This is a genomic window from Streptomyces sp. NPDC002144, assembly GCF_053593695.1.
Window position 1 is genome coordinate 16,265 of sequence record NZ_JBSFDB010000058.1, and the last position, 24,312, is coordinate 40,576.

Annotated in this window: 17 protein-coding genes; 5 read left to right on the forward strand and 12 right to left on the reverse strand. The window is 72.2% G+C overall.

Features of this window, described 5'->3' with window-relative positions:
• Position 1 precedes the first annotated feature (1 nt).
• Together ACWCQ1_RS44495 and ACWCQ1_RS44500 are read right to left on the reverse strand one after the other, a co-directional pair.
• Positions 2–1,621 (reverse strand): TerD family protein, encoded by a 1,620-nt coding sequence (locus ACWCQ1_RS44495; protein ID WP_451029162.1) that lies wholly within the window; start codon positions 1,619–1,621, stop codon positions 2–4.
• Positions 1,622–1,732: 111 nt separating this feature from the next.
• Complete coding sequence (locus ACWCQ1_RS44500) at positions 1,733–2,329, reverse strand: M48 metallopeptidase family protein (RefSeq protein ID WP_133044523.1); 597 nt, start codon at positions 2,327–2,329, stop codon at positions 1,733–1,735.
• A gap of 278 nt (positions 2,330–2,607) precedes the next feature.
• Here ACWCQ1_RS44500 and ACWCQ1_RS44505 point away from each other — a divergent pair, with 278 nt between their 5' ends.
• Complete coding sequence (locus tag ACWCQ1_RS44505) at positions 2,608–3,855, forward strand: TOMM precursor leader peptide-binding protein (RefSeq protein ID WP_451029163.1); 1,248 nt, start codon at positions 2,608–2,610, stop codon at positions 3,853–3,855.
• The gene (locus ACWCQ1_RS44510; protein WP_358594115.1) at positions 3,848–5,215 is read left to right on the forward strand and encodes an ABC1 kinase family protein; all 1,368 of its coding nucleotides are present in this window, start codon (positions 3,848–3,850) and stop codon (positions 5,213–5,215) included. Before ACWCQ1_RS44505 ends, ACWCQ1_RS44510 begins: the two co-directional genes overlap by 8 nt.
• On the opposite strand, the gene ACWCQ1_RS44515 is transcribed toward ACWCQ1_RS44510, so the two are convergent.
• From ACWCQ1_RS44515 to ACWCQ1_RS44535, 5 genes are all read right to left on the reverse strand, one after another.
• Positions 5,216–5,425 carry a hypothetical protein gene (locus ACWCQ1_RS44515; protein WP_133044520.1) on the reverse strand — a complete coding sequence of 70 codons (210 nt, stop codon included), beginning with the start codon at positions 5,423–5,425 and terminating at the stop codon, positions 5,216–5,218.
• A 131-nt stretch (positions 5,426–5,556) separates the two neighbouring features.
• On the reverse strand, positions 5,557–5,880 hold the full coding sequence (locus ACWCQ1_RS44520; protein ID WP_133044519.1) for a hypothetical protein: 324 nt from the start codon (positions 5,878–5,880) through the stop codon (positions 5,557–5,559).
• Positions 5,877–6,245, reverse strand: a complete 369-nt coding sequence (locus ACWCQ1_RS44525; protein ID WP_133044518.1) for a WhiB family transcriptional regulator — start codon at positions 6,243–6,245, stop codon at positions 5,877–5,879. The genes ACWCQ1_RS44520 and ACWCQ1_RS44525 overlap by 4 nt, the downstream gene beginning before the upstream one ends.
• A gap of 178 nt (positions 6,246–6,423) precedes the next feature.
• Entirely contained in the window at positions 6,424–6,747 is a 324-nt protein-coding gene (locus tag ACWCQ1_RS44530; RefSeq protein WP_165954871.1) for a hypothetical protein, read from the reverse strand.
• Positions 6,748–6,912: 165 nt separating this feature from the next.
• On the reverse strand, positions 6,913–9,108 hold the full coding sequence (locus ACWCQ1_RS44535) for an ATP-dependent DNA helicase UvrD2 (RefSeq protein WP_207929809.1): 2,196 nt from the start codon (positions 9,106–9,108) through the stop codon (positions 6,913–6,915).
• Between the two features lie 184 nt (positions 9,109–9,292).
• On the opposite strand from ACWCQ1_RS44535, the gene ACWCQ1_RS44540 reads away from it, so the two are divergent.
• On the forward strand, positions 9,293–9,535 hold the full coding sequence (locus ACWCQ1_RS44540) for a mycoredoxin (protein ID WP_133044516.1): 243 nt from the start codon (positions 9,293–9,295) through the stop codon (positions 9,533–9,535).
• 71 nt (positions 9,536–9,606) lie between these two features.
• Here ACWCQ1_RS44540 and nudC read toward each other — a convergent pair whose 3' ends face one another.
• The 5 genes from nudC to ACWCQ1_RS44565 form a co-directional block, all read right to left on the reverse strand.
• Complete coding sequence (gene nudC, locus ACWCQ1_RS44545) at positions 9,607–10,548, reverse strand: NAD(+) diphosphatase (protein ID WP_165954870.1); 942 nt, start codon at positions 10,546–10,548, stop codon at positions 9,607–9,609.
• A 147-nt stretch (positions 10,549–10,695) separates the two neighbouring features.
• A complete protein-coding gene (locus ACWCQ1_RS44550; RefSeq protein ID WP_451029164.1) occupies positions 10,696–12,108 on the reverse strand; it encodes a dipeptidase in 1,413 nt (470 codons plus the stop codon).
• A gap of 10 nt (positions 12,109–12,118) precedes the next feature.
• A complete protein-coding gene (locus ACWCQ1_RS44555; RefSeq protein ID WP_451029165.1) occupies positions 12,119–15,610 on the reverse strand; it encodes a UvrD-helicase domain-containing protein in 3,492 nt (1,163 codons plus the stop codon).
• Between the two features lie 101 nt (positions 15,611–15,711).
• Positions 15,712–19,038 carry an ATP-dependent helicase gene (locus ACWCQ1_RS44560; RefSeq protein WP_451029166.1) on the reverse strand — a complete coding sequence of 1,109 codons (3,327 nt, stop codon included), beginning with the start codon at positions 19,036–19,038 and terminating at the stop codon, positions 15,712–15,714.
• Between the two features lie 257 nt (positions 19,039–19,295).
• Positions 19,296–19,673 (reverse strand): MGMT family protein, encoded by a 378-nt coding sequence (locus ACWCQ1_RS44565; protein ID WP_451029167.1) that lies wholly within the window; start codon positions 19,671–19,673, stop codon positions 19,296–19,298.
• A gap of 186 nt (positions 19,674–19,859) precedes the next feature.
• Between ACWCQ1_RS44565 and ACWCQ1_RS44570 the strand changes: the two genes are divergently transcribed.
• Positions 19,860–22,604, forward strand: a complete 2,745-nt coding sequence (locus ACWCQ1_RS44570; RefSeq protein WP_358594130.1) for a lysylphosphatidylglycerol synthase domain-containing protein — start codon at positions 19,860–19,862, stop codon at positions 22,602–22,604.
• Positions 22,605–22,697: 93 nt separating this feature from the next.
• Positions 22,698–24,245, forward strand: coding sequence for an alpha/beta hydrolase (locus ACWCQ1_RS44575; protein ID WP_451029168.1), 1,548 nt, complete (start codon positions 22,698–22,700; stop codon positions 24,243–24,245).
• Positions 24,246–24,312 lie beyond the last annotated feature (67 nt).

Genomic DNA, 24,312 nt, shown 5'->3' on the forward strand with positions numbered 1-24,312 from the left:
CTCAGACCTCGTACGGCTGGACGACGATGAAGTTGCCGGGGGCGCCCCGGAACTGCAGGTTGACGCTCTCCCCGGTGTCGCCCGGATAGGCGTTGCGCCGCATCCGGACCTGGCTGGAGACGATCACCTGGGCGGCGGCCGACCAGGCGACCACGGCGTTGGCGTCGGCGAACGTGGTCGGCGTGACCGGCAGCACCACGGGCGTGCCGTGCGTCTTGACGACGAGCGTGCCGGTGCCCTGGAACTGCATCGTGAACAGCGCGCCCCCGGGGATGCCGTGTCCCTCGATGCGGCGGACCTCGTACTGGAGGCTCTCGTCGAAGGCGAGGACGTTCTCGGCGGACACGCAGATCGCGTCGCCCTGGAGTTCGACGGGGTGCAGATGGGTGGCCTGCTCGGCGAGGAACACCTGCCCCTGGCCGGTGCAGCGCATCAGCTGCATCTCCTGGCCGGTCGCGTTGCCCACCACCCGGCCCATGATGCCGGCGCCCTTGTAGGCGAAGTCGACCTTGCCCTGGTACAGCACCATGCTGCCCTGACGGGCGAGCACGGGCTGGCCGCCGACGCCGAGGTCGACGCGGACCAGCTTGCTGTTCTGCAGGGTCCAGCGCTGCCCGGTGGGCGTCTCCTTGAACTTCTGCAGAGCGGCCCCGACACCGGCACCACCCTGGGGAGCGCCCTGCGGGACGCCGTATGTCTGCTGTCCCGGGACCTGCCCGAAGGGCGGCTGCTGACCGTAACCGGGGGGCGAGGGCGGCTGGCCGTAGCCGGGCGGCGGGGCGGTCTGGCCGGGGGGCTGTCCGTACGGCTGCTGCTGGGGCGGCTGACCGTAGGGCGCGGGCGCGGGGGCCGGGGGCGGGACCGGGGCGACGCCGGGCGGGCTCATGGGCGCGACGAGGGTGGGCGCGGCGTGCACGTCCGGCGCGGGAGCCGGCGCGGGAGCCGGCGGGGTCGAACCCGGCGGCGGCGCGAAGCCCTGGGCGGGCTGCGGGGCCGGGGCGGGCGCGGCCGGGGCGGCGAAGGCGGGCGGGGCGAAGCCGGGGGCCGCGCCGGTCTGCGGCTGCTGCGGTGCGGGCGCCGCGGGCGCCTCCTCCTCCATGACCTCGCCGCCGAAGTTCTTCAGCAGCGCCTCCAGGCCGCCGTCGAAGCCCTGTCCGACGGCCGCGAACCGCCACACGTCCTTCAGGTAGAAGTCGCCGAGCATCACGGCCCGCTCGGTGGAGAACTCCGAGCCGTTGAAGGAGTAGCGGGCCACCTCCTCGCCGCCCGCGACGATGCGGATGTACCCGGGGGCGATCTGCGACATCTGCCCGGCGCCGTCGAGGGTCGCCGTGAAGGACAGCTTCTGGATCTGCGGCGGGATCCTGTCGAGCGTGATCCGGAAGGACTCCGTGTCACCGGCCTGGGCGCCCAGGAGCTGGATGGACTCCTCGGGGGACTTCGGCTGGTTGAAGAACACGAAGTAGCGGTCGTCCGAGAGCCGTTCGTCGGCGTCGAGGCCGAAGCAGCTGATGTCGAACGTCAGCCCGGGGCCGCTGATCTGCACGCCTACGTACAGATCGGTGCCCGCGGTGAGGTCACTGATCCTGGCCTTGTGGCCGCGTTGGAATTCCCTGGCCATGCGTAACGACCGTCCCCCATCCCGAATGTGAGTGCGTCGCGCCAGGCTAACGGCTAACTCCGACACCGGAAGAAGTCGGTACAGACCCGGTACACAAGACCGGCAGGGCGCTCACTCGCCGCGGGTGGGCGGAGAATGCGGCAACCGGTCGGCGGCGACCACCCCTTCGAGGTAGCCCCGGGCCCTCTCGGTGCGCGGATAGGCGTCCAGGAGCCGCCAGAACCGGGGGCCGTGTCCGGGCACGAGCAGATGCGCCAGCTCATGCAGCAGGACGTAGTCGATGACGTACTCGGGCATGCCCTGCAGCCGGTGGGAGAGACGGATGCTGCCCTCGGCGGGGGTGCACGATCCCCAGCGGGTGTTCTGGTTGGTGACCCAGCGCACCGAGGTGGGCCGGGCCCTGCCGTCGAAGTACTGCGCGGACAGCCGCGTGGCCCGCTCGGTCAGCTCGTCGTCGCCGAGGACCCGTTTGCTCTCCTGGGCGGCCAGCTTGTCGAGCATGACGGTGACCCAGCGCTTCTCCTCCGCCTCGGACATCCGTGCGGGGATGAGCACGACGGTGCGATCGCCCTCGCGGTACGCGGAGACCGTCCGGCGGCGCCGGGTGCTTCTGCGGACCTCGATCGCGCTCGCCCCCGAGCCGCTCGGCGGCTGGCTCGTCGTGCTGCGCTGTGGTGCTCCGGCGCGGTGCAGTGGGTCGGCGGACACGCCCCGACGTTACCCGCTGCACACGGGGGAAGTCCCGCCTCCGGGACGGTTCCGTGCCGATCCCCCACCGAGCGTTTGATTTGTACGACGAATACCCACCGCCTGTGGACAACTTTCGGTGCCCTCCGTGACGGCCGGGCATGCTGGTCCTCGCCGGGTGATCCGCGATCGACCGACCGTCGACCGCTCCACGACCGACCTCGCCCGGCGTACGGGGATGTTCTACGACGGGCATGTCCCACGAGGGGCGTGCTCCACAAGGGCTACGGGGGCCTGACATGGATGCTGTGGACGTGACGGTTCCGGCCGTTCCGATGATGAAACCCGCGCTCAGGCGCGGCTGGCTTGATCTCAACACCGTGCAGTTCGGGATGGCACCGGCGCACGCGCTGACGCTGGGCCCGATGGACCCGGCGACGGCCGGTTTCCTCGACCTGCTCAACGGCACCCGCGGACTGCCGCTGCTGCGCGAGGAGGCCCGCCGCATGGGCCTGCCCGAGGGGCATGTGGACACGCTGGTCGGCAGACTGTCCCGGGCGGGGCTGCTGGACGACGCGAAGGGCGGCGGACCGGCCGCCGACGCCCTGCGCCGCAGCAAGGACACCCTCGAGAGACTGCGCCCGGACCTCGCCTCCCTGTCCCTGCTCACCGGCGAACCCGGCGACGCCATCGACCGTCTCGCCGCCCGGCGCTCACTGCGCGTGCAGGTGGTGGGCGCCGGCCGGGTGGGTGCGACGCTGGCCTCGCTGCTCGCGGGCGCCGGCGTCGGCGGGGTCGACGTGCGCGACATCGGCCCGGTGGAGCCGTGGGACGTGGCGCCGGGCGGACTGCCCGCCGAGTCCGTCGGCGCCCGCAGGGACGAGGCCGCCCGGCAGGCGGTACGCCGCTCCGCCCCCGGCCGCCCGCCCCGCCGCGGTCCCGCGGCACCCGTGCCGGCCGGCGACCCCGGGTTCTCGCTGGTGATCCTCGCCCCACGGGACGATGTCGCCGTGCACGCGCCCGCACCCTCCGCCGCCGAACCCCTCATCACTTCGGGTACGCCTCATCTGTACGTCGGCGTCGTGGAGGCCACCGGTGTCGTCGGCCCCCTCGTCCTGCCGGGCGAGACGGGCTGCGCGGGCTGTCTGCACGAGGGGCGCACCGACCGGGACCCGGCGTGGCCCCGTCTGGTCGCCCAGTGGCGCTCGGGTTCGGGCAGGTCGCGGCAGGTGCGCGCATGCGATCTGACGCTGGCGACGACGGTCGCCGGACTGGCGGCCGCGCACGCGCTCGCGTTTCTGGACGGCATGGTGCCGACCAGCGCCGGTGCCCGCTGGGAGGTGTCCCTGCCCGGTCTGACCTGGCATGCACGACCGGTCTGGGCGCACCCCGCATGCCCCTGCGGCGCGGCGGAGAAAGGTAAGAAGGGGGAACAGGCCACCGAGCACGGGAACCGGCACGAGACAATGGACGAGCAGACGCCGAATGAGTTGGGCCGTAGGGCAGACGCGGCGCGGCCGGCAGGGACTTGGAGGGCGCATGTCTGATCTTCCCCGCAAGGCGGTCACCCGGACCGCCAAGCTCGCCGCGCTCCCGCTCGGCTTCGCCGGGCGGGCGACCTGGGGACTGGGCAAGCGGATCGTCGGCGAGTCGGCGGAGATCGTCGGCCGCGAGTTGCAGCAGCGCACGGCGGAGCAGCTGTTCAAGGTGCTCGGCGAGCTCAAGGGCGGCGCGATGAAGTTCGGCCAGGCCCTGTCCGTCTTCGAGTCGGCGCTGCCCGAGGAGGTCGCCGGCCCCTACCGCGCCGCCCTGACGAAGCTGCAGGAGGCGGCGCCCCCGATGCCGACGCGCACGGTGCACACCGTGCTCGGCGAGCGGCTGGGCGAGAACTGGCAGGAGCTGTTCCTGGAGTTCGAGGACAAGCCGGCCGCCGCGGCCTCGATCGGCCAGGTGCACCGGGGAATCTGGCACGACGGCCGCGAGGTGGCGGTCAAGGTGCAGTACCCGGGAGCCGGCGAGGCCCTGCTGTCCGATCTGAACCAACTGAGCCGTTTCGCCCGCCTGCTGGGCCCGCTCATCCCCGGCATGGACGTCAAACCCCTGATCGCGGAGCTCAGGGACCGTGTCTCCGAGGAACTCGACTACGGGCTGGAGGCCCAGGCCCAGGCGGCGCACGCCGAGGAGTTCACGGACGACCCGGACGTGGTGGTGCCCCGGGTGGTCCACCAGTGCGACCAGGTGCTGATCACCGAGTGGATGGACGGCGTCCCGCTGTCGGAGATCATCGCGGACGGCACCCCGGAGCAGCGCGACCGCGCCGGACAGCTCCTGGCCCGCTTCCTCTTCTCCGGCCCGGCCCGCACCGGCCTGCTGCACGCCGACCCCCACCCCGGAAACTTCCGTCTGCTGCCCGGCGGTCCGGCCGGCGAGGACGACTGGCGCCTGGGTGTCCTGGACTTCGGCACGGTCGACCGGCTCCCGGGCGGTCTGCCCACGCCCATCGGTGATTCGCTGCGCATGACCCTCGACGGCGACGCGGAGGCCGTCTACGAACTCCTCCGCGAGGAGGGCTTCGTCAAGGAGTCCATAGAGCTGGACCCGGCCGCCGTCCTCGACTACCTCCTGCCGATCATCGAACCGGCCCGGGTCGAGGCGTTCACCTTCACCCGGGGCTGGATGCGCAGTCAGGCGGCCCGTATCGCCGATCCCCGCTCCCCCGCCTACCAACTGGGCAAGCAGCTCAATCTGCCTCCGGCGTACCTGCTGATACACCGGGTGACGCTGAGCACGATCGGGGTGCTGTGCCAACTCGGGGCGACGGTCCGGCTGCGTGAGGAACTCGAGGAGTGGCTGCCGGGCTTCGTCGTGGAGGAGGGCGACGAGGAGGAGTCGGTCGTGGAGGCCTGATCACCACCAGTCCGAGTCCAGCCGTCCCTCGATCGCCCTGAGGTTCTCCCGGGAACAGGCGTCGCAGAAGTACTGGCGTTTGCCGTTCTCCACGGAGAACGTCCAGGTGGGCTGCGGGCCTTCGGCCCGGCGGCCGCAGCGGGCGCACACCAGGGGCTGGGGCTCCGCGGGGGCGCCCGAGTCGTCGCTGTCCGCGGGAGGACTCGTCATTCGGTGACGATAACGCCGCCACCGCGGGAACGCCGGGCACAACGCACCGCGGGGGCCGGTCCGTTCGGACCGGCCCCCGCGGGGAGCCACCGCCTCCCGGGTCGGGAGGCCATCGCTTCAGATGTGGTCGGCTACTGCATGACCGCCATGGCGAGCGCGCGGCGGGCGCGCCGTGAGGCGCGCTCGGCCCGGCGCTGCATACGGCGGGCGGCCACCAGGCGCGCGGCCGGGCGTTCCCGCTCGGCCTCACGCAGGCGCTCGTGCATATGCGCACGTGCCAGGGCTTCTGGGATGAGTTGCATCTCTCGGGTCCTGTTCTGACGCGAACCGGTCGCGCCGGTCATCGTGGTGTCTTCGATCGCGGAGCGGGCGGGCTCGTTGGTGGACGGCTTCATCGGGGCCTGCTTCTTGGGGTCGTGCGTGAGGGGGCGGTCGATCGTTCCGGTGATGTTCATGCCGTGACCGGGTTCTTGCGCGGGCGGCCACGCGGCCGCTTCCGGGCGACGACAACACCCTGGACGAACAGCTCGCCACCCCAGACGCCCCAGGGCTCACGCCGCTCCTTGGCGCCGGCGAGGCAGGCCTCGATCAGCGGGCAGGTGCGGCAGAGGGACTTGGCGTACTCGACGTCGGCCGGCGACTCGGCGAAGAAGACCTCCGGGTCGTAGGAACGGCAGGGGACGGGTACGCCGAGGTTCTCGATGGCGTCGTCGAGCGCGGTGAGCGCGGTGAGCGGGATCAAGGCGGAGTCCTCCGTGGGGCCGGGCGGGGGGATCGTTTCGGAAGGCGGTACGGACGGGGCGTGCGCTTCGAGTTGCACGATTCGTCTTCCTCGTCTGTTCGTTCCGGTCCTGTTGGACCGGGAGGCGGTGTTGGTACCCGGTTCTTTTCTTGTTCCGAGGCCCCTTCGCTCCGTCGTCCCCGGTCGGGGACAAACAGAAGGGCCGCGGATCCCGGATGGGGTTCCGCGGCCCTGAAGGCGCCTGCCTGATCGCCGATCAGGCTGGATCACTCCAGGGTTCTGGCCCACGGAAGGCCCACATCAGGTGGTGCTGCTTCGGCTGCTTCCGGCTACCGGCACCGGCCGCCGTAAAGGCATAGGCCTGCGCCTGTGCCACTACTGCTTCCAGTGCCTTCGTCGGTCGCTCATTGCGCTCACGGATGGGAAGACCCGCGAGAGACACCGAGGACGCCGGACGGACGGCACGGATGCCGGACAGACCGGTGCCCCGGGTCGAGGCGTCGAGCATGCACAGGGAGGCGACGACCGAGCGATCGGTCATTTTGACGGTGGTGGTGGAGCTCTTCTTGATGCTGATCACTGGACTCGCCTCCTCTCGGCGTCTCGGGGGACTGGGGTGAACCAGTCCGACGGATATGCAAGTAGAACACGGAATCGGGGCCTCCGAGAAGGCCTCCGTCCCCGTGGCTAAGAACCTATGGGGATTGCTGGGGCATGCGCAAACTATTTTTCCGACGAGTTTCCGTCAGTCCTCGTCGTCGCCCTCCGCGAGGTCCTGGCCTGCGCAGATGGCCAGGACATCGGCGCCGTAGCGGTTGAACTTGCGTACTCCGACCCCGGGGATGCGGGCCAGTTCGCCCGCGTCGTCGGGGACTGCCTCGGCGATCGCCATCAGCGTCTTGTCGGTGAAGACGCAGAAGGCGGGCTGCCCGCTGCGCCGCGCCTGCTGCGCACGCCATGCGCGCAACCGCTCGTACAGGCCCTCGTCCATGTCGGAGGGGCACTCCTCACAGCGCATCAGCTTCATCTCGCCCGCGTCGGTGAGCGTGCGCCCGCACACACGGCAGCGGGCCGGGGTGCGCTGGGCGCGCCGCGGGACGGCCTCCGGTCCTCGGATGCGTCCGCGCTCGACGCCGCCGGGGCCACCCGCCGCCGTCCGTGCGGCCGATGAGGCGGAGCCGGGGCGCAGGCCGTCCAGGAAGCGGCTCGGGCGACGGCTCGGGCGACCGCCGGGTGACCGGGACAGGGCCCAGGAGACGTGCAGGCGCTCACGGGCGCGGGTGACCCCGACATAGAGGAGACGTCGTTCCTCCTCGATCTGCTCGTCGGTCTTCGCATAGGTGATCGGGACCATGCCCTCGGCGATGCCGACGAGGAAGACGACGTCCCACTCGAGGCCCTTCGCGGAGTGCAGGGAGGCCAGGGTGACGCCCTGCACGGTCGGGGCGTGCTGGGCGCCCGCCCGCTCGTCCAGTTCGGCCACGAGGTGGCCGAGGGTGGCGCCGGGCTGGGCGGCGGTGAAGTCCTGGGCGAGGTTGACCAGGGCGGCCAGTGACTCCCAGCGCTCTCTGACGGCACCGGAACCGGCGGGCGGCTGGGGTGTCCAGCCCTCGCCCGACAGCACCGCCCGCACCTGGGAGGGCAGGTCGACGGCGTCGTCGAGGAGGGAGTCGTTGCCGCCGAAGCGGGCCGCTCCCCGCAGGTTGACGATGGCTCTGCGCACCTCCGGCCGGTCGAAGAACCGCTCGGCGCCGCGCAGCTGGTAGGGGACTCCGGCGTCGGCGAGGGCCTGTTCGTAGGTCTCGGACTGGGCGTTGGTGCGGAACAGGACGGCGATCTCGCTCGCCGGGACGCCCGCCGCGATGAGTTCGCCGATACGGCGGGCGGCGCCCTCGGCCTCGGCGGGCTCGTCGGCGTACTCGGTGAAGACGGGCTCGGGGCCCGCGGAGCGCTGGGAGACCAGCTCCAGGCGGTGGTCGGCGGCGCGGCCGCGGGCCTGGGCGAGCAGGCCGTTGGCGAGGTGGACGACCTGGGGGGTGGAGCGGTAGTCGCGGACCAGCTTGACGACGGTGGCTCCGGGGTGGCGGATGCGGAAGTCGAGGAGGTGGTCGGGAGTTGCTCCGGTGAACGAGTAGATCGTCTGGCTGGCGTCACCGACCACGCAGAGGCTGTCCCGCTCGCCGAGCCACAGCTCCAGCAGGCGCTGCTGGAGGGGGCTGACGTCCTGGTACTCGTCGACCACGAAGTGCTGGTACTGGGCCCGGACCTGCTCGGCGATGTCGTGGCGGTCCTGGAGGACGGCGACGGTCAGCAGCAGGACGTCCTCGAAGTCGATGACCGAGCGGTCCCGCTTGAGGTCCTCGTAGACGGAGTAGAGCTGGGCGATCTCGGCCGGGTCGCGTGGTGCCTCCCGGCCTGCCTTGGCGGCGGCCGCCGCGTAGTCGGCGGGGACGGTCTGGGTGACCTTGGACCACTCGATCTCGGCGGTGACGTCGCGCAGTTCGCCGCGGTCGAGGCGGATGCGGCAGGCGGCGGCCGCGTCGGCGACGAGCTGGATCTTGCGGTCGACGAGCCGGGGCATGGACCCGCCGACCGCTTTCGGCCAGAAGTACTGCAGCTGGCGGAGGGCGGCGGAGTGGAAGGTGCGGGCCTGGACGCCGGCTGCGCCGAGCTGACGGAGCCGGCCGCGCATCTCGCCCGCGGCTCGGTTGGTGAACGTGACGGCCAGCACGCTGGACGGCTGGAGGATCCCGGCGCGCACCCCGTAGGCGATCCGGTGCGTGATCGCCCGGGTCTTGCCCGTGCCGGCGCCCGCGAGCACGCACACCGGGCCGCGCAGGGCGGTGGCCACTTCGCGCTGCTCGGGGTCGAGCCCTTCGAGCACCGCGTCGGCCGAGTCGGGGACCCGCGGGAAGAGCGTGGAGTGCGTTGCTGCTGTCACACCGCCATGCTGCCAGGTCGGCGGAGACGGGTGCGGCGGTTGTCCACAGGCAGGGGCTCGCAGTCGTACTAATGCGGCAGGCGTCACGTCGGGCGGGGCCCCGGGTGCGGGAATGCTTGCTGTTTCACGTACGTTCCCCGACTGCGAGCACCGATCCCCCAAGCAGTTGAGGAGCGCGAGAGACATGCCGGGCACTGTGACGATGTACAGCACCACGTGGTGCGGCTACTGCCGTCGGCTGAAGAGCCAGCTGGACCGCGAGGGCATCACGTACGACGAGATCAACATCGAGCAGGACCCGGAGTCGGCGGCGTTCGTCGAGAAGGCGAACGGCGGCAACCAGACCGTGCCGACCGTGCTGTTCCCCGACGGTTCGACGCTGACGAACCCCTCGCTGGCGCAGGTGAAGCAGAAGATCGGCGCGTAAGCGCTCCCCGGTTCGCCGGAAAGGCGGTTCCTGAGGTGACTCGGGAACCGCCTTTTGTGCTTCCAGCCTTGTCACACGCTCCTCGTGGGCAGGGGCTTGCCGTACCAGAGTTCGATCAGGCGGGCCGCGATCGAGATGCCGTACGGCGGGAGGACCTCGCCGGAGTCGAAGGCGGCGCCCAGTTCGTCCCGGGAGAACCAGCGGGCCTCGTGGATCTCGTCGCCGTCGACCTCGATCTCGGTCGAGGTGGCATGGGCCATGAAGCCGAGCATCAGGCTGGACGGGAAGGGCCAGGGCTGGCTGGCGACGTACTCGACCTGGCCGACGTCGATGCCGGCCTCCTCGAAGACCTCGCGCCGTACGGCCTGCTCGATGGACTCACCGGGTTCGACGAAGCCGGCGAGCGTCGAGAAGCGGCCCTCGGGCCAGTGGACCTGCCGGCCGAGCAGGATGCGGTCGTCGGCATCGGTGACGGCCATGATCACTGCCGGGTCGGTGCGCGGGTAGTGCTCGGCACCGCAGGCCGGGCAGCGGCGGATGTGACCGGCGGCGGCGATCACGGTCCGCTCGCCACAGCGGGAGCAGAACCGGTGGGTGCGCTGCCAGTTCTCCAGGCCGACCGCGTGCACCATGAGACCCACGTCACGCGGGGACAGCAGCAGACCGGCCTCGCGCAGGCCCGCGGGCCGCGCGGACTGGTCGATGCGTCCGGGCAACGCGTCCTTCTGCAGGGCGAAGTAGCTGACGCCGTCCGCGTCGGTGCCGAGGAAGTAGCGGTGCGCCTCGGTCAGGGGGGCTTCGAAGGAGGGGGTCATGACGAGTTCGGTACGGCCGTCGGGCGTCTCGTCGATGAGGACCTGGCCGCCGGAGACCACGAAGCAGCGGGTCGTGGGGTGGCTCCAGGCCGCCGCGAGCCAGGCCTCGTCGAGCCGGTGGTGGGCGGCGCGGTCGATACCGCTCGGGGCGGTGAGCGAGATGGGGCGGTCGGCGGTGTGGTCGGTCCAGGTGGTCACGGGTGCTTCCAACTCCCCCAGTGCAACGGATTGTTTCGGCGGGCGGTTCGGCGGGGCGTACGGTGGGCGGCGACCGGGACCGGGCGGTGCGGGGCGTCGCCCCCAGTGTGCCCCGCGCGCGGTGTCGTCCCGGACGGCGCGGGCGGCTCAGGGCGCATGACGCCAGGTGTCCGCGAGGTCGCCCCACAGGTACGCGGTGGTCTCGACGCCCTTGAGGAGCAGGTCGATCTCGACCTTCTCGTTCGGCGCGTGCCAGCCGTCGGAGGGGACGGAGATGCCGAGGAAGAGCACCGGCGTCCCAAGGACCTCCTGGAGGTCGGCGGCCGGCCCCGAGCCGCCCTCGCGCGTGAAGCGGATCGGCCGACCGAAGGCGCGGCCCATGGCGCGCGCCACGGACTGCAGGGCCGGGTGGTCCAGCGGTGTCAGACACGGGCGCGTGGCCGCGCCGAAGGTGATCTCGTGGCGGATCCCGGCGGGCACCTGCTCGGCCGCCCACGCGCGGACGGCCTTCTCGATGTGCCCGGGGTCCTGTCCCGCGACCATCCGGAAGGACAGCTTCACCATGGCCGAGGAGGGGATGATCGTCTTGCTGCCGGGGCCCTGGTAGCCGCCGCCGATGCCGTTGACCTCGGCGGTGGGGCGGGCCCAGATGCGCTCCAGGGTGGTGTGTCCGGCCTCGCCGTGGGTGGCGTGGGACCTGGCGGTGCGCAGCCACTCCTGCTCGTCGAAGGGCAGCTCGGCGAAGAGTTCGCATTCGCGGTCGGTGAGCTCGACGACGCCGTCGTAGAAGCCGGGGACGGCCACGCGCCCGTGCTCGTCGTGCAGGGCGGCGACCAGGCGGGCGGCCGCGGTGGCCGGGTTGGGCACGGCACCGCCGAAGGAGCCGGAGTGGATGTCCTGGTCGGGGCCGAAGAAGTGGATCTCGCACTCGGCGAGGCCGCGCATGCCGGTGCACACCGTGGGGGTGTCCGCGGACCACATGCCGGTGTCGGAGACGATCACCGCGTCGGCGGCCAGCCGGCCGGCGTGCTGCTCGACGAGGGCGCGGAAGTGCGGCGACCCGGACTCCTCCTCCCCCTCGACCAGGAGCTTCAGGGTGACCGCGGGGGCGGTGCGGCCGGTGGCGGCGAGGTGGGCACGGACGCCGAGCGTGTGGAAGAACACCTGACCCTTGTCGTCGGCCGCCCCGCGCGCGTGGAGGCGGTTGTCGCGGACGACGGGTTCGAAGGGCTCGCTGTCCCAGCCGTCTTCAAGGGCGGCGGGCTGGACGTCGTGATGGCCGTACACCAGGATCGTCGGTGCGCCCGGATCGGCGGCGGGCCACTCGGCGAAGACGGCGGGGGCACCCGGGGTCTCCCAGACCTCCGTGGTCGGGAAGCCGGTCTCCCGGAGCCTGGCGGCGAGCCAGTCGGCGCTGCGGCGTACATCGGGCGCGTGGTCGGGCTGGGCCGACACGGACGGAATGCGCAGCCATTCCGCGAGGTCCTCGAGGAAGGCGGCACGGTGCTGCTCGATGTACGCGCGGACGGCGCTGACGGCACTGTCAACGGACTGGCTCATGGTCACGAGCCTATCGGCCCGCACCGACATCCTGGTTGGGCGGTTCCTCACAGTTTGCTTGCGCGGCCGGCCCCTCCAGCAGCAGCCGCTCCAGCGCGGCCCGGTCCTGCAGACCCTGTGGTCGTACTACCTCACCGGTTCGGACGTACAGGAACGCCGCGTTGACGGACTCCAGCGGAACGCCCTGCTGCTCGGCCCAGGCGAGCCGGTACAGGGCGAGCTGGAGGGGGTCGGCGGTGCGGGTGCGGCTGGTCTTCCAGTCGACGATCTCGTACGTCGTCCCCTCGCCGTCGCCCTCCTTGTAGACGGCGTCGATCCGGCCCCGGACCACCCGGCCGGCGATGACGAGCTGGAAGGGTGCCTCGACGCGGTGGGGAGTGCGGTGGGCGTACTCGGTGCGCTCGAAGGCGTCCTTGAGGGCTTCCAGGTCGCGTTCGTCGGCGATCTCTGCCTCGCTGCCGGGCAGTTCCTCCGGCTCCAGCACGGGCAGGGTCAGTTCCTCGAAGCGGGCCTCGACCCAGGCGTGGAAGCGGGTGCCCCGGCGCGCGGCGGGTTGCGGGGGGCGTGGTATGGGGCGGGCGAGTTCCTGTGCGAAACCGTCCGGGTCGGCGGCCAGCCGCAGCACCTGGGAGGCGGTGAGCGAGGCGGGCAGGGGGACGTCGGTGACGGCCTCCCGCGCGCGCAGGAGTTCACCGGTGAGGGCGTCGAGGTCGCGGTCCCAGGAGGCGATGGCGCGGGCTTCCTCCGGGGTGAGCCGGGTGGGGGCCGTCACGGGCGCCGTCCGACGCGCGCGTGCGCTCTCGTCGATGCCGCGCTCCGGGGCTCCGGCCTGGTGCGGGACGGTCGGGCGGTCCGTGGACAAGGAGTCCCAGTCGGCGGGCTCCTCGTCCGGGAAGTCGTCCTCCGTGTACGGCTCGTCCTCGTCCGGGGGCGGCGGCCAGTCCGGGTCCTGGTGGTCGTCGGGGTCGTGCACGGCCGCGGGGTGGCCGTCCTCGTGGGAGGCGAGGTCCTCCAGGTGGGCCAGGACGGTCTCGGCCGCGGCCCGTCGACGGGTGAGGGACGCCTCGTCGAGGGGCAGGGGCCAGACCTGGTCGGCGTCCGCGGCGTGCAGGGCGGGGTTCTCCGCGTCCTCGGCCGGCTCGTCGGCCCATGCCTCGATCTCGCCGTACCCGGCCTCGCAGTGGTCGTGGAGGGCCCGCAGGAAGTCGGAGGGGCCGCGCGGTTTCTTCTGGGTGGGGCCCCACCAGTGGCCGGAGCCGAGCAGGAGGGTGCGGGGGCGGGTGAAGGTGACGTAGCCCAGGCGGAGTTCCTCGGTGTGCTGGTGGTCCTTCATGGCCTCCTGGAAGGCCTTCAGGCCGCGCGCGTCCCACGACGTGACGTCGGGCAGGGTGTCGGCGTCGCCCCGCAGTTCGTGCGGCAGCACCTTGCCCTGCGCGGTCCACTTCTCCCGGCCCTTGGTGCTGGGGAAGGTGTCCTTGACCAGGCCGGGGACGGCGACGACGTCCCACTCCAGGCCCTTGGACTTGTGGGCGGTGAGCACCTTCACGGTGTTCTCGCCGCCCGGGAGGGCGTTGTCCAGGCCCTTCTCGTACTGGGCCGCCGTCCGCAGGAAGCCCAGGAAGGCGAGCAGGGTCGCCTCGCCGTCGCCGGCCGCGAAGGAGGCGGCGATGTCCAGGAAGTTCGACAGGGTCTCGCGGCGCCGGGCGGCCAGGGCGTGCGGGGACGCCGACAACTCGACCTCCAGGCCGGTGACGGCGAGGACCCGGTGCAGCACGTCCATCAGCGGGTCCGCCAACGACCTGCGCAGATCGCGCAGTTCGGCGGCGAGGCGGGCGAAGCGCACGCGCGCGTCCGGCGAGAACGGCAGCCCGTCGTCCTCCTGCTCGGCGTCCAGCGGCAGCTCCAGGAAGGTCTCCAGGGCGTCCGCGAGCGATATCACCTCGGACGGGTCGACCCCCTCCACGGCCTCGGCGAGCCTGCGGTCCCGGTCGTCGCCGGTGTCCACGCGCGCGTGGGCGACGAGAAGGCGGGCGCGGCGCCCGAGGAGGGCGAGGTCGCGCGGGCCGATGCGCCAGCGCGGGCCGGTCAGCAGGCGTACCAGGGAGGCGTTGGCTCCGGGGTCCTGGAGGACCTCGCAGACGGCGACCAGGTCGGCGATCTCGGGCAGGTGCAGCAGCCCGGACAGGCCGACGACCTCGACGGGGACGTCCCGGGCGACCAGGGCGCCCTGGATCTCGGCGAAGTCGGTCGCCGTACGGCACAGGACGGCGATCTCGCCGGGCGCCTTGCCGGTGCGCACCAGGTGGGCGATGGAGTCGGCGACCCACTCGATCTCCTCGGCGTGGGTGGCCAGCAGCGCGCAGCGGACCATGCCGTCGCGCTCGGCGCCCGGGGCCGGCCGCAGGGCCTCCACGCCCGCGTGCATGGCCCGCAGGGGCTCGGCGAGGCCGTTGGCGAGGTCGAGGAGGCGGCCGCCGCTGCGCCGGTTCTCGCTGAGCGCCTGACGGGTCGCGGGGCGCCCGTCGGGGTGCGCGAAGTGCTCCGGGAAGTCGTCCAGGTTGGCGACGGAGGCGCCGCGCCAGCCGTAGATCGCCTGGCAGGGGTCGCCGACGGCGGTCACCGGGTGGCCGGTGCCGTCACCGAACAGGCCCGCCAGGAGGACGCGTTGGGCCACCGAGGTGTCCTGGTACTCGTCGAGGAGGACCACCCGGAACTCGTCGCGCAGGATCCGGCCCACCTCGGGGATCCGCGCGAGCCGCGCGGACAGGGCGATCTGGTCGCCGAAGTCGAGCAGGTCGCGTTCGCGTTTGGCGGCGCGGTAGCGGACCACCAGGTCGGCGAGTTCCCGGCGGGCGGCGGCGGCCTTGGGGACCTGCCGCAGGGCGTCGTTGCTGAGCCGGACACCCTCCAGGGTGGCGAGCAGTCCGGCGTCGTACGTCCGCACGTCCTCGGGCCGTACGAGGTGCTCGGCGAGTTCGGAGTCCAGGGCGAGCAGGTCGCTGACGAGGTCGGCGAAGGAGCGGGTGAGCGCGGGGTAGGGGCCGGGGGCCTCCCTCAGCACACGCGCGGCGAGCTGGAAACGGGTGGCGTCGGCGAGCAGCCGGGAGGCCGGCTCCAGGCCGATGCGCAGGCCGTGGTCGGTCAACAGGCGGCCCGCGAAGGCGTGGTAGGTGGAGATCACCGGCTCGCCCGGCGGGTTGTCGGGGTCGATGACGTCCGGGTCGGTGACGCCGGCCTTGATCAGCGCCTTGCGCACGCGTTCGGCGAGCTCGCCGGCCGCCTTGTTGGTGAAGGTGAGGCCGAGCACCTGCTCGGGGGCGACCTGGCCGGTGCCGACCAGCCAGACCACGCGGGCCGCCATCACCGTCGTCTTGCCCGAGCCGGCTCCGGCCACGATCACCTGCGGGGCGGGCGGCGCGATGATGCAGTCCGTCTGCTCCGGGGTGAACGGGATCCCGAGGAGTTCCTTGAGCTGATCGGGATCGGTGATACGGGGCGGCACGTCAGAGAGGCTAGCGGCGGCCACTGACAGCGAAGACCGGATCACCCCCGGAGCCGGGGAAAAACGCAGGTCGGCGCGCGGGGTGTCGTCGATCACCCGGGTCACTCGACGACGTGCCGTCCCTCCGGCCGGGCACTGCAGGACGCCTGGAAAGCGCAGTGGGCACAGTGTTGCCCGGTGGCCGGCGTGAACCGTTCGTCGAGCACCTTCCCGGCGGCCGTGGCCAGCAACTCGCCGACCCACTCCCCTTCCAGCGGTTCCTGAGCCTGCACCCTGGGCAGGGTCTCGCCGCCGTCGCGCTGGGCGGCGCCCTGGCGCAGCTGGACCAGTTCGGCGCCGCCGGGCTCGGGGCGGGCTCCGTCGAACGCCTCGTCCACGGCGCCCTCACGGAGGGCGAGCTGGTAGACGGCGAGCTGGGGGTGGCGGGCCACCTCGGCCTTGCTGAGGGGCTGTTTGCCGGTCTTGAAGTCGACGACGTAGGCCCGCCCTTCGCCGTCCGTCTCCACGCGGTCCATCTGGCCGCGGATACGGACCTCGTAGTCGCCCGCTTCGAGGGTGACGTCGAAGTCGTGCTCGCTGGCCACGGGGGTGCGGCCGGTGCGGTCCATGACGTGCCACTTCAGGAAGCGTTCGAGCGCCACGCGCGCGTTCTCCTTCTCCTGCGCCGACTTCCACGGCGCGTCGAAGGCGAGCGCGTTCCACACGGAGTCGAGGCGCTCCATGAGGACGGCGAGATCGGCGGGGGTGTGCCCGGAGGCGACCTCGTCGGCGAGGACGTGCACGACGTTGCCGAAGCCCTGAGCGGCCGTCGCCGGTGCGTCGGCCTTCACCTCGCGGCCCAGGAACCACTGCAGGGCGCAGGTGTTGGCGAGCTGGTCGAGGGCGCTGCCGGAGAGCACGACGGGCTGGTCGCGGTTGCGCAGGGGCACCTTGCTCTCGGTCGGCTCGTACATGCCCCACCAGCGGTAGGGATGGGCCGAGGGGACGAGCGGGCGGCCGTCCTCGTCGGCGAGCGCGGCGAGACGGGCCAGCCGGTGCGCGGCGGCCTCCCTGAGGGTGTCCGAGACACGCGGGTCGACCGTCGTGGCGCGCAGTTCGGCGACGAGCGCGGCGACGGAGAGCGGGCGGCGGGGGCGGCCGGTGACGTCCCTGGGGTCGACGCCGAGTTCGGTGAGGAAGCGGGAGGGCTGGTCGCCGTCGTCGGCGGCCGCCTTCACGGCGGTGACGACGAGCCGTTCACGCGCGCGTGTGGCGGCGACGTAGAACAGGCGGCGCTCCTCCGCGAGCAGCGCGCCCGGGGTGAGTGGTTCGGCGAGTCCGTCGCGCCCGATGCGGTCGGCCTCCAGCAGCGAGCCGCGGCGGCGCAGGTCGGGCCACAGGCCCTCCTGCACGCCGGCGACGACGACCAGACGCCACTCCAGCCCCTTGGAGCGGTGCGCGGTCATCAGGCGCACGGCGTCCGGGCGCACGGCACGTCGTGTGAGGGTGTCGGCGGCGATGTCCTCGGCGTCGATCTCCTCCAGGAAGTTGAAGGCGCCCCGGCCGCCGGTGCGCTCCTCCGCGCGCGCGGCGGTCGCGAACAGCGCGCAGACGGCGTCCAGATCACGGTCGGCGTTGCGTCCGGCCGCGCCGCCGCGCCGGGCGGACCGCTCCAGACGCGCGGGCCAGGGTGTGCCCTCCCACAGGTCCCACAGCGCCTCTTCGGCCGTACCGCCGCCCGCGAGGCGCTCCCGGGCCTTGCGCAGCAGCGCGCCGAGCCGCTGGGCGCCACGCGCGTACGCGGGGTCGTGCACCGCCAGGCGCTCCGGCTCGGCGAGCGCCCTCGTGAGCAGTTCGTCGGACGGCGGCGGCAGGGGGTTGCCCCCGGCCCGCTCCTCGTCGCGCAGAGCACGGCCGAGACGGCGCAGGTCGGCGGCGTCCATCCCGGCGAGGGGTGAGGCGAGGAGGCTGAGGGCGGTTTCGGTGTCGAGCCAGCAGGGCCCGTTCCCGTCCTCGTCGTCACCCCGTACGCCCCCGTCGGCCACTGCTGAGGCCGTCTCCGCCCTCGCCACCGCCCGTAGGGCCGTCAGCAGGGGGGCCACCGCCGGTTCGTGGCGCAGGGGGAGGTCGTCGCCGTCGATGTCCAGGGGCACGCCGGCCGCGGTGAGGGCTCGGCGAACCGTCGGGATGGTGCGGGAGCCGGCGCGGACCAGGACGGCCATCTCGCCCCAGGGGACGCCGTCCTCCAGGTGGGCCCGGCGGAGGATGTCGGCGATGTTGTCGAGTTCCGTACCGGGCGTCGGATACGTGAAGACCTCGACGCGGCCGCCGTCCCGTACCGGGGCGAGCTCGCGGTGCGCGCGTACCTTCTCCGCCGGAAGGCGGGTCAGGGGCATGCGCTGGGTGAGCAGTCGGGTCGCGGCGAGCAGGGCGGCGCCGGAGCGACGGGAGGTGCGCAGGACCTCCACGGGCGCCGGACGGCCGTCCGCGCGCGGGAAGGTCTCCGGGAACTCCAGGATGCCGTTGACGTCGGCGCCACGGAACGCGTAGATCGACTGGTCGGGGTCGCCGAAGGCGACCAGGGTGCGGCCGCCGCCCGCGAGGGCGTGCAGCAGCCGTACCTGGGCCGCGTCGGTGTCCTGGTACTCGTCCACCAGTACGGCGTCGTACTGCGCCGCCAGCCGTTCGGCGACCTCGGGGCGGCGGGCGAGGAGGACCGCGCGATGGACCAGTTCCGCGTAGTCGAGCACGCCCTGCATGTCGAGCACGTCCAGGTACTCGGCGAGGAAGGCGGCCGCGGCACGCCAGTCGGGGCGCCCGATGCGTCGGGCGAAGGCGTCCAGGGCACCGGGGCCGAGCCCCAGTTCACGGCTGCGGGCGAGGACGGCCCGGACCTCGTCGGCGAAGCCCCTGGTGGTCAGACAGGCGCGCAGTTCGTCGGGCCAGCGCACGTGCGTGAGACCGAGCCGCTGCAGGTCTGGCTGACCGGCGAGCAGTTCACGGACGGCGACGTCCTGCTCGGGACCGGACAGCAGCCGCAGCGGCTCCACGAAGAGGTCGGTGTCCTGGTGGGCGCGGACCAGGGCGTAGCAGAACGAATGGAAGGTGGTCGCCCGGGGCGCGCGGGCGGCCCCCACGCGCAGGGCCATGCGGTCGCGCAGTTCGACGGCCGCCTTGCGGCTGAACGTCAGCACCAGGATGCGCTCGGGGTCACCGCCACGGGCGATTCGCGCCGCCACCGACTCGACCAGCGTGGTGGTCTTTCCGGTGCCCGGCCCTGCCAGCACGAGCAGCGGACCGGCGGTGTGGTCAACCACGGAGCGCTGTGCGGCGTCCAGACGAGGGGGGACCGGTCGGGCGGGCGGGGTACGCACCAGTCGGTAAGCGCCACGGTTCCCCTGTCGCACCGGGGGGTGCGACAGGCGCCTGGTGGAGGAAGAGGAGCTCACGTGGTTCGCCGGTCCTGGTGGGTGTGCTGGTTGTCGGACCACCGTGCGTGCAGGGCGGTGATCGGGGGGTGAGGGGGGAACGCGCAGCCGACGCTACGCCGACGGACGACTCGGAAGCAGAGCTTCCGCTTCTTCCCTCCGGCCACTCGCGACACGTACGCCCCTCGCCCCACGAACGTACGTCATGGCACGGACGTGCCCCGCTTCCCCCGTACGGATCACGGGTCACACACGGGTTCGCCCGATGGCGGAAGCTGTCAGGTGTGACCCTCCGCGCGTCCGCCGCCGTCCCACCGCGCCCGTTTCATGTCGAGGCGCGGCAGATGGCCCTCGGCTGCCCTGCTCGCCTCCTTCAGCGGTGTGCCCTCGACGCGGTAGTGATCGAGCGCGCGCAGTTCGTGCCCCGGGAGCAGGACGCCGTCCGCGCGGACCACGCGCCACCACGGCACCGCTCCCCCGTAGAGGGCCATCACCCGGCCCACCTGGCGCGGGCCGCCCTCCTCCAGCCACTCGGCGACGTCGCCGTACGTCAAGACACGCCCGGGCGGGATCAGTTCGGCGACCTCGAGGACGCGCTCGGCGTACTCCGGCAGCGCGTCCGGACCGTCCTCGGGCGGCAGGCTCTCCTCACTCATCCGGCCCATCCTGCCGCACCCCACCGACAGTGTGACGCGCTGGCCACTGTGCGTATCCCTCGCCCCCGCGCGCGCCTTCGGGCAGACTGTGCGCCCCCGCGTCCGCACCCTGATGCCCCCGTGTGTCGGTGGGACATGCCACCATCATGCGAGCGGTGACCGGTGATACGAGATCAAGAAGAGACGATGAAGCAGCAGGGTGTGCACCCGGAGGACGCGCAGAACGCGTCCGACGCTTCGTCGCGCCCGGACACCGACCCCGACACCGAGAACGCCTCCGGGAACGCCTCCGGGAAGGAACCCGGCGGGGACGACGCGCAGTTCGTCGAAGAGGCCCACATCGACGAGGTGGAGGGCGACGAACCGCTCCTGCCCGCGCGCGTGCACCGGCCCTCCGACCTGATGCGCCTTCTGGTCGGGCTGCTCGGGATCATCCTGCTCCTCGCGATCGCCGCGTTCGCGCACGGCACCACCTCGGGGCTCGAACAGGACATCAACAAGGGCACCGGTCAGGCACCCGACCTGCTCATCAAGATCGCCGGGCTGGCCTCCAGCATCGCGATCCTGCTGGTGCCGGTCGCCTTCGCGATCGAGCGGCTGATCAAGCGGGACGGGCTGCGCATCGCCGACGGTGTGCTCGCGGCGGTCCTGGCACACGGCGTGACGCTCGCGACCGACCTGTGGGTGGCCAAGGGCGCCCCGGGCTCCATCCAGGAGGCGCTCACCCAGCCCTCCCCCGGCGACATCCACGCGCTGACCGACCCGGTGCACGGCTATCTCGCCCCGGTCATCGCGTACATGACCGCCGTCGGCATGTCCCGGCGGCCGCGCTGGCGCGCGGTGCTGTGGATCGTGCTGCTCCTCGACGCGTTCTCCATGCTCGTCACCGGCTACACGACACCGTTCTCGATCATCCTGACGGTGCTGATCGGCTGGAGCATCGCCTACGGAACGCTCTACGCGGTCGGCTCGCCCAATGTCCGCCCCACCGGGCGGACGCTGATGGCGGGCCTGCGGCACGTGGGGTTCCGCCCGGTGACGGCGGCCCGCGAGGAGATGCCGGAGAACCCGGAGACCGGAGACCGGGGCCGGCGCTACTTCGTCACCCTCGAGGACGGCCCGCCGCTGGACGTCACGGTGGTCGACCGGGAGCAGCAGGCGCAGGGCTTCTTCTACCGCGCGTGGCGCAACCTGACCCTGCGCGGCTTCGCCACCCGCAGCAGCCTCCAGTCGCTGCGCCAGGCCCTGGAGCAGGAGGCGCTGCTGGCGTACGCGGCCATCGCGGCCGGTGCCAACGCCCCCAAGCTGATCGCGACCTCCGAACTCGGCCCGGACGCGGTGATGCTGGTCTATGAGCACACCGGCGGACGCACGCTCGACTCCCTGGCGGACGACGAGATCACCGACGCGCTGCTGCACGACACCTGGCACCAGGTACGGGCGCTGCAGTCCCGGCGCATCGCGCACCGCAGGCTGGTGGGCGACGCGATTCTGGTGGATCGTTCCGGCACGGTCATCCTGACCGACCTGCGGGTCGGCGAGATCGCGGCCGGCGATCTGCTGCTGCGCATGGACGTCTCGCAGCTCCTGGTGACGCTCGGCCTGCGGGTGGGCGCGGAGCGGGCGGTGGCCTCGGCGGTGGGCGTGCTCGGCCCGGACGCCGTGGCCGACTGTCTGCCGATGCTGCAGCCCATCGCGCTCAGCCGCACCTCCCGCGCGACCCTGCGCAGGCTGGCCAGGGAGCGGGCCCAGCGCGAGCGGGAAGCGGTCCTGGAGGCGTCCCGGCAGGCCAAGCAGGCCCGTCTGGAAGCGGCCGAGGAGCACACCCGCCCCGAACTCGAGAAACCCGACAAGAAGGCCGTACGGGCGGAGCAGCGGGCCGAGAAGCGGGCCATCGACGAGGCCATCGAGGAAGCGCGCGAGGAGGATCTGCTGACGCAGATCCGGCACCAGGTGCTCCTCATCAGACCGCAGGCGCCGGTCGAGCCGGCCCGGCTCGAACGGGTGCGGCCGCGCACCCTGATCAGTCTCATCGCGGGCGCCATCGGCGCCTACTTCCTGCTGACGCAGCTCACCCACATCGAGTTCGGGCCACTGATCGAGAACGCGCAGTGGGGCTGGGTGCTGGCGGCCGTGGTGTTCTCGGCGGGCAGCTACTTCGCGGCGGCGATGGCGCTGCTCGGGTTCGTGCCGGAGCGGGTGCCGTTCCTGCGGGCCGTGGGGGCGCAGGTCGCCGGGTCGTTCGTCAAGATCGTCGCGCCGGCCGCGGTCGGCGGTGTGGCGCTCAACACGCGCTTCCTGCAACGCGCAGGCGTGCGGCCCGGGCTCGCGGTCGCCAGTGTGGGCGCCTCGCAGCTGTTCGGGCTCGGCTGCCACATCCTCATGCTGCTGTCGTTCGGCTATCTGACCGGCACCGAGAAGACGCCGTCGCTGTCGCCGTCCCGTACGGTCATCGCGGGTCTGCTGACCGTGGCGGTGCTCGTCCTCGTGGTCACCTCGGTGCCGTTCCTGCGGAAGTTCGTCGTCACGCGCGTGCGCTCGCTCTTCGCGGGTGTCGTGCCGCGCATGCTGGACGTGCTGCAGCGGCCGCAGAAGCTGGTCACCGGCATCGGCGGCATGCTGCTGCTGACCGCCTGCTTCGTGATGTGCCTGGACGCCTCGATCCGCGCCTTCGGCCAGCAGGGAACCTCGCTCAGCATCGCCAGCGTCGCCGTCGTCTTCCTCGCCGGCAACGCGCTCGGCTCGGCCGCCCCGACCCCCGGCGGCGTCGGCGCGGTGGAGGCCACCCTGACGGTCGGTCTGATCGCCGTGGGCCTGCCCAAGGAGGTCGCCGCCCCGGCCGTGCTGCTGTTCCGGCTGCTGACGCTGTGGCTGCCGGTCCTGCCGGGCTGGCTGGCCTTCAACCAGCTGTCCCGCAAGGGCGCGCTCTAGTACGACAGCCGGGGGTACGAAGGCCGTACGCGCGCGTACCTCATACGGCCCGTGTCCCGAGCGCCGGACCGGAGGCGACCGCAGGATGGAAGCATGCCGAAGCATCCACGCGCGCGTGCCGCTGCGCTGACCGCCACCGCCGTGCTGCTGTCCTCCGTGCTGGCCGGCTGTACCAGCGGCGACGACGAGGACGGGGACCTGTCGGCGCAGAAACTGGACTGGAAGGACTGTCCGGCCCCGAACGCGGCGGAGGGCGGTGGCGACACCCCCTCGCCGCTGCCCAACGGCGGCACCTGGCAGTGCGCCACCATGAAGGCGCCTCTCGACTGGAACAAGCCCAAGGGCGACACCATCGGCATCGCGCTGATCCGGGCGAAAACGAGCGGCGCCGCGAACAGGCGCATCGGCTCGCTCGTGTTCAACTTCGGCGGCCCCGGCGGTTCCGGCGTCACCACGCTGCCCGCCTTCGGAGCGGACTACGCGAAGCTGCGCACCCGCTACGACTTGGTCAGCTTCGACCCGCGCGGAGTCGGCCGCAGCGCACCCGTGGAGTGCGAGAACGACCAGCAGCTCGACGCCTACTTCCAGCAGGACGCGACCCCCGACGACGCCGGCGAGCGCACCGAGTACCTGGACAACACCAAGAAGTTCAACGCGGCCTGCGAGAAGCACTCCAAGAAGGTGCTGCCCCATGTGCGAACCACGGACGCGGCCCGTGACATGGACCTGATGCGCCAGATCCTGGGTGACAAGAAGCTCTACTACTTCGGCATCTCCTACGGCACCGAACTCGGCGGTGTCTACGCCCACCTGTTCCCGGGGCACGTGGGCCGTGCCGTCTTCGACGCGGTCGTCGACCCGACGCAGAACCCGGAGCAGGCCTCGCTCGGACAGGCCAAGGGCTTCCAGCTGGCGCTCGACAACTTCGCCGAGGACTGCACGTCGAAGGCCGAGCCGTGCCCGGTCGGCGACAGCGCGCAGGACGTGAAGAACCGTATCGCCACCCTGCTGAAGAACCTCGACAGCAAGCCGATCCCCGGCATCCTCCCCCGTCAGCTGACCCAGAGCGCCGCCACCAACGGCATCGCGCAGGCCCTGTACTCGAAGGACTTCTGGCAATACCTCACCGAGGGCCTGGAGCAGGCGTACCAGGGCGACGGCCAGGTCCTGATGCTGCTGTCCGACTCGATGAACGGGCGCAACCAGAACGGCGAGTACAGCAACATCACCGCGGCCAACATCTCCATCAACTGCGCCGACGAGAAGCCCCGCTACAGCCCCGGGTACGTGGAGGGGAAGCTGCCCGAGTTCCAGGCCGCCTCTCCGCTGTTCGGGGACTTCCTCGCCTGGGGCATGCTCAGCTGCACCGACTGGGCGGTCGCGGGCGCTGCCGATCACCCCGACGTGAGCGCGCCAGGTGCCGCGCCGATCCTGGTCGTGGGCAACACCGGTGACCCGGCCACGCCGTACGAGGGCGCGCGCAGGATGGTGGACGCGCTGGGCAAGGGCGTCGGCGTCGAGCTGACGTACAAGGGCCAGGGGCATGGCGCGTACGACAGCAAGAACAAGTGCGTGCAGAGCGCGGTGAACGGCTATCTGCTGGACGGGAAGGTGCCGCCGGCCGGAACCGTCTGCTCCTGACGGCCGACCGGATTCCGGTTGAATGCGCAGGTCAGAAGGTTATCCACAGGACTGCGCGGGTCCGACG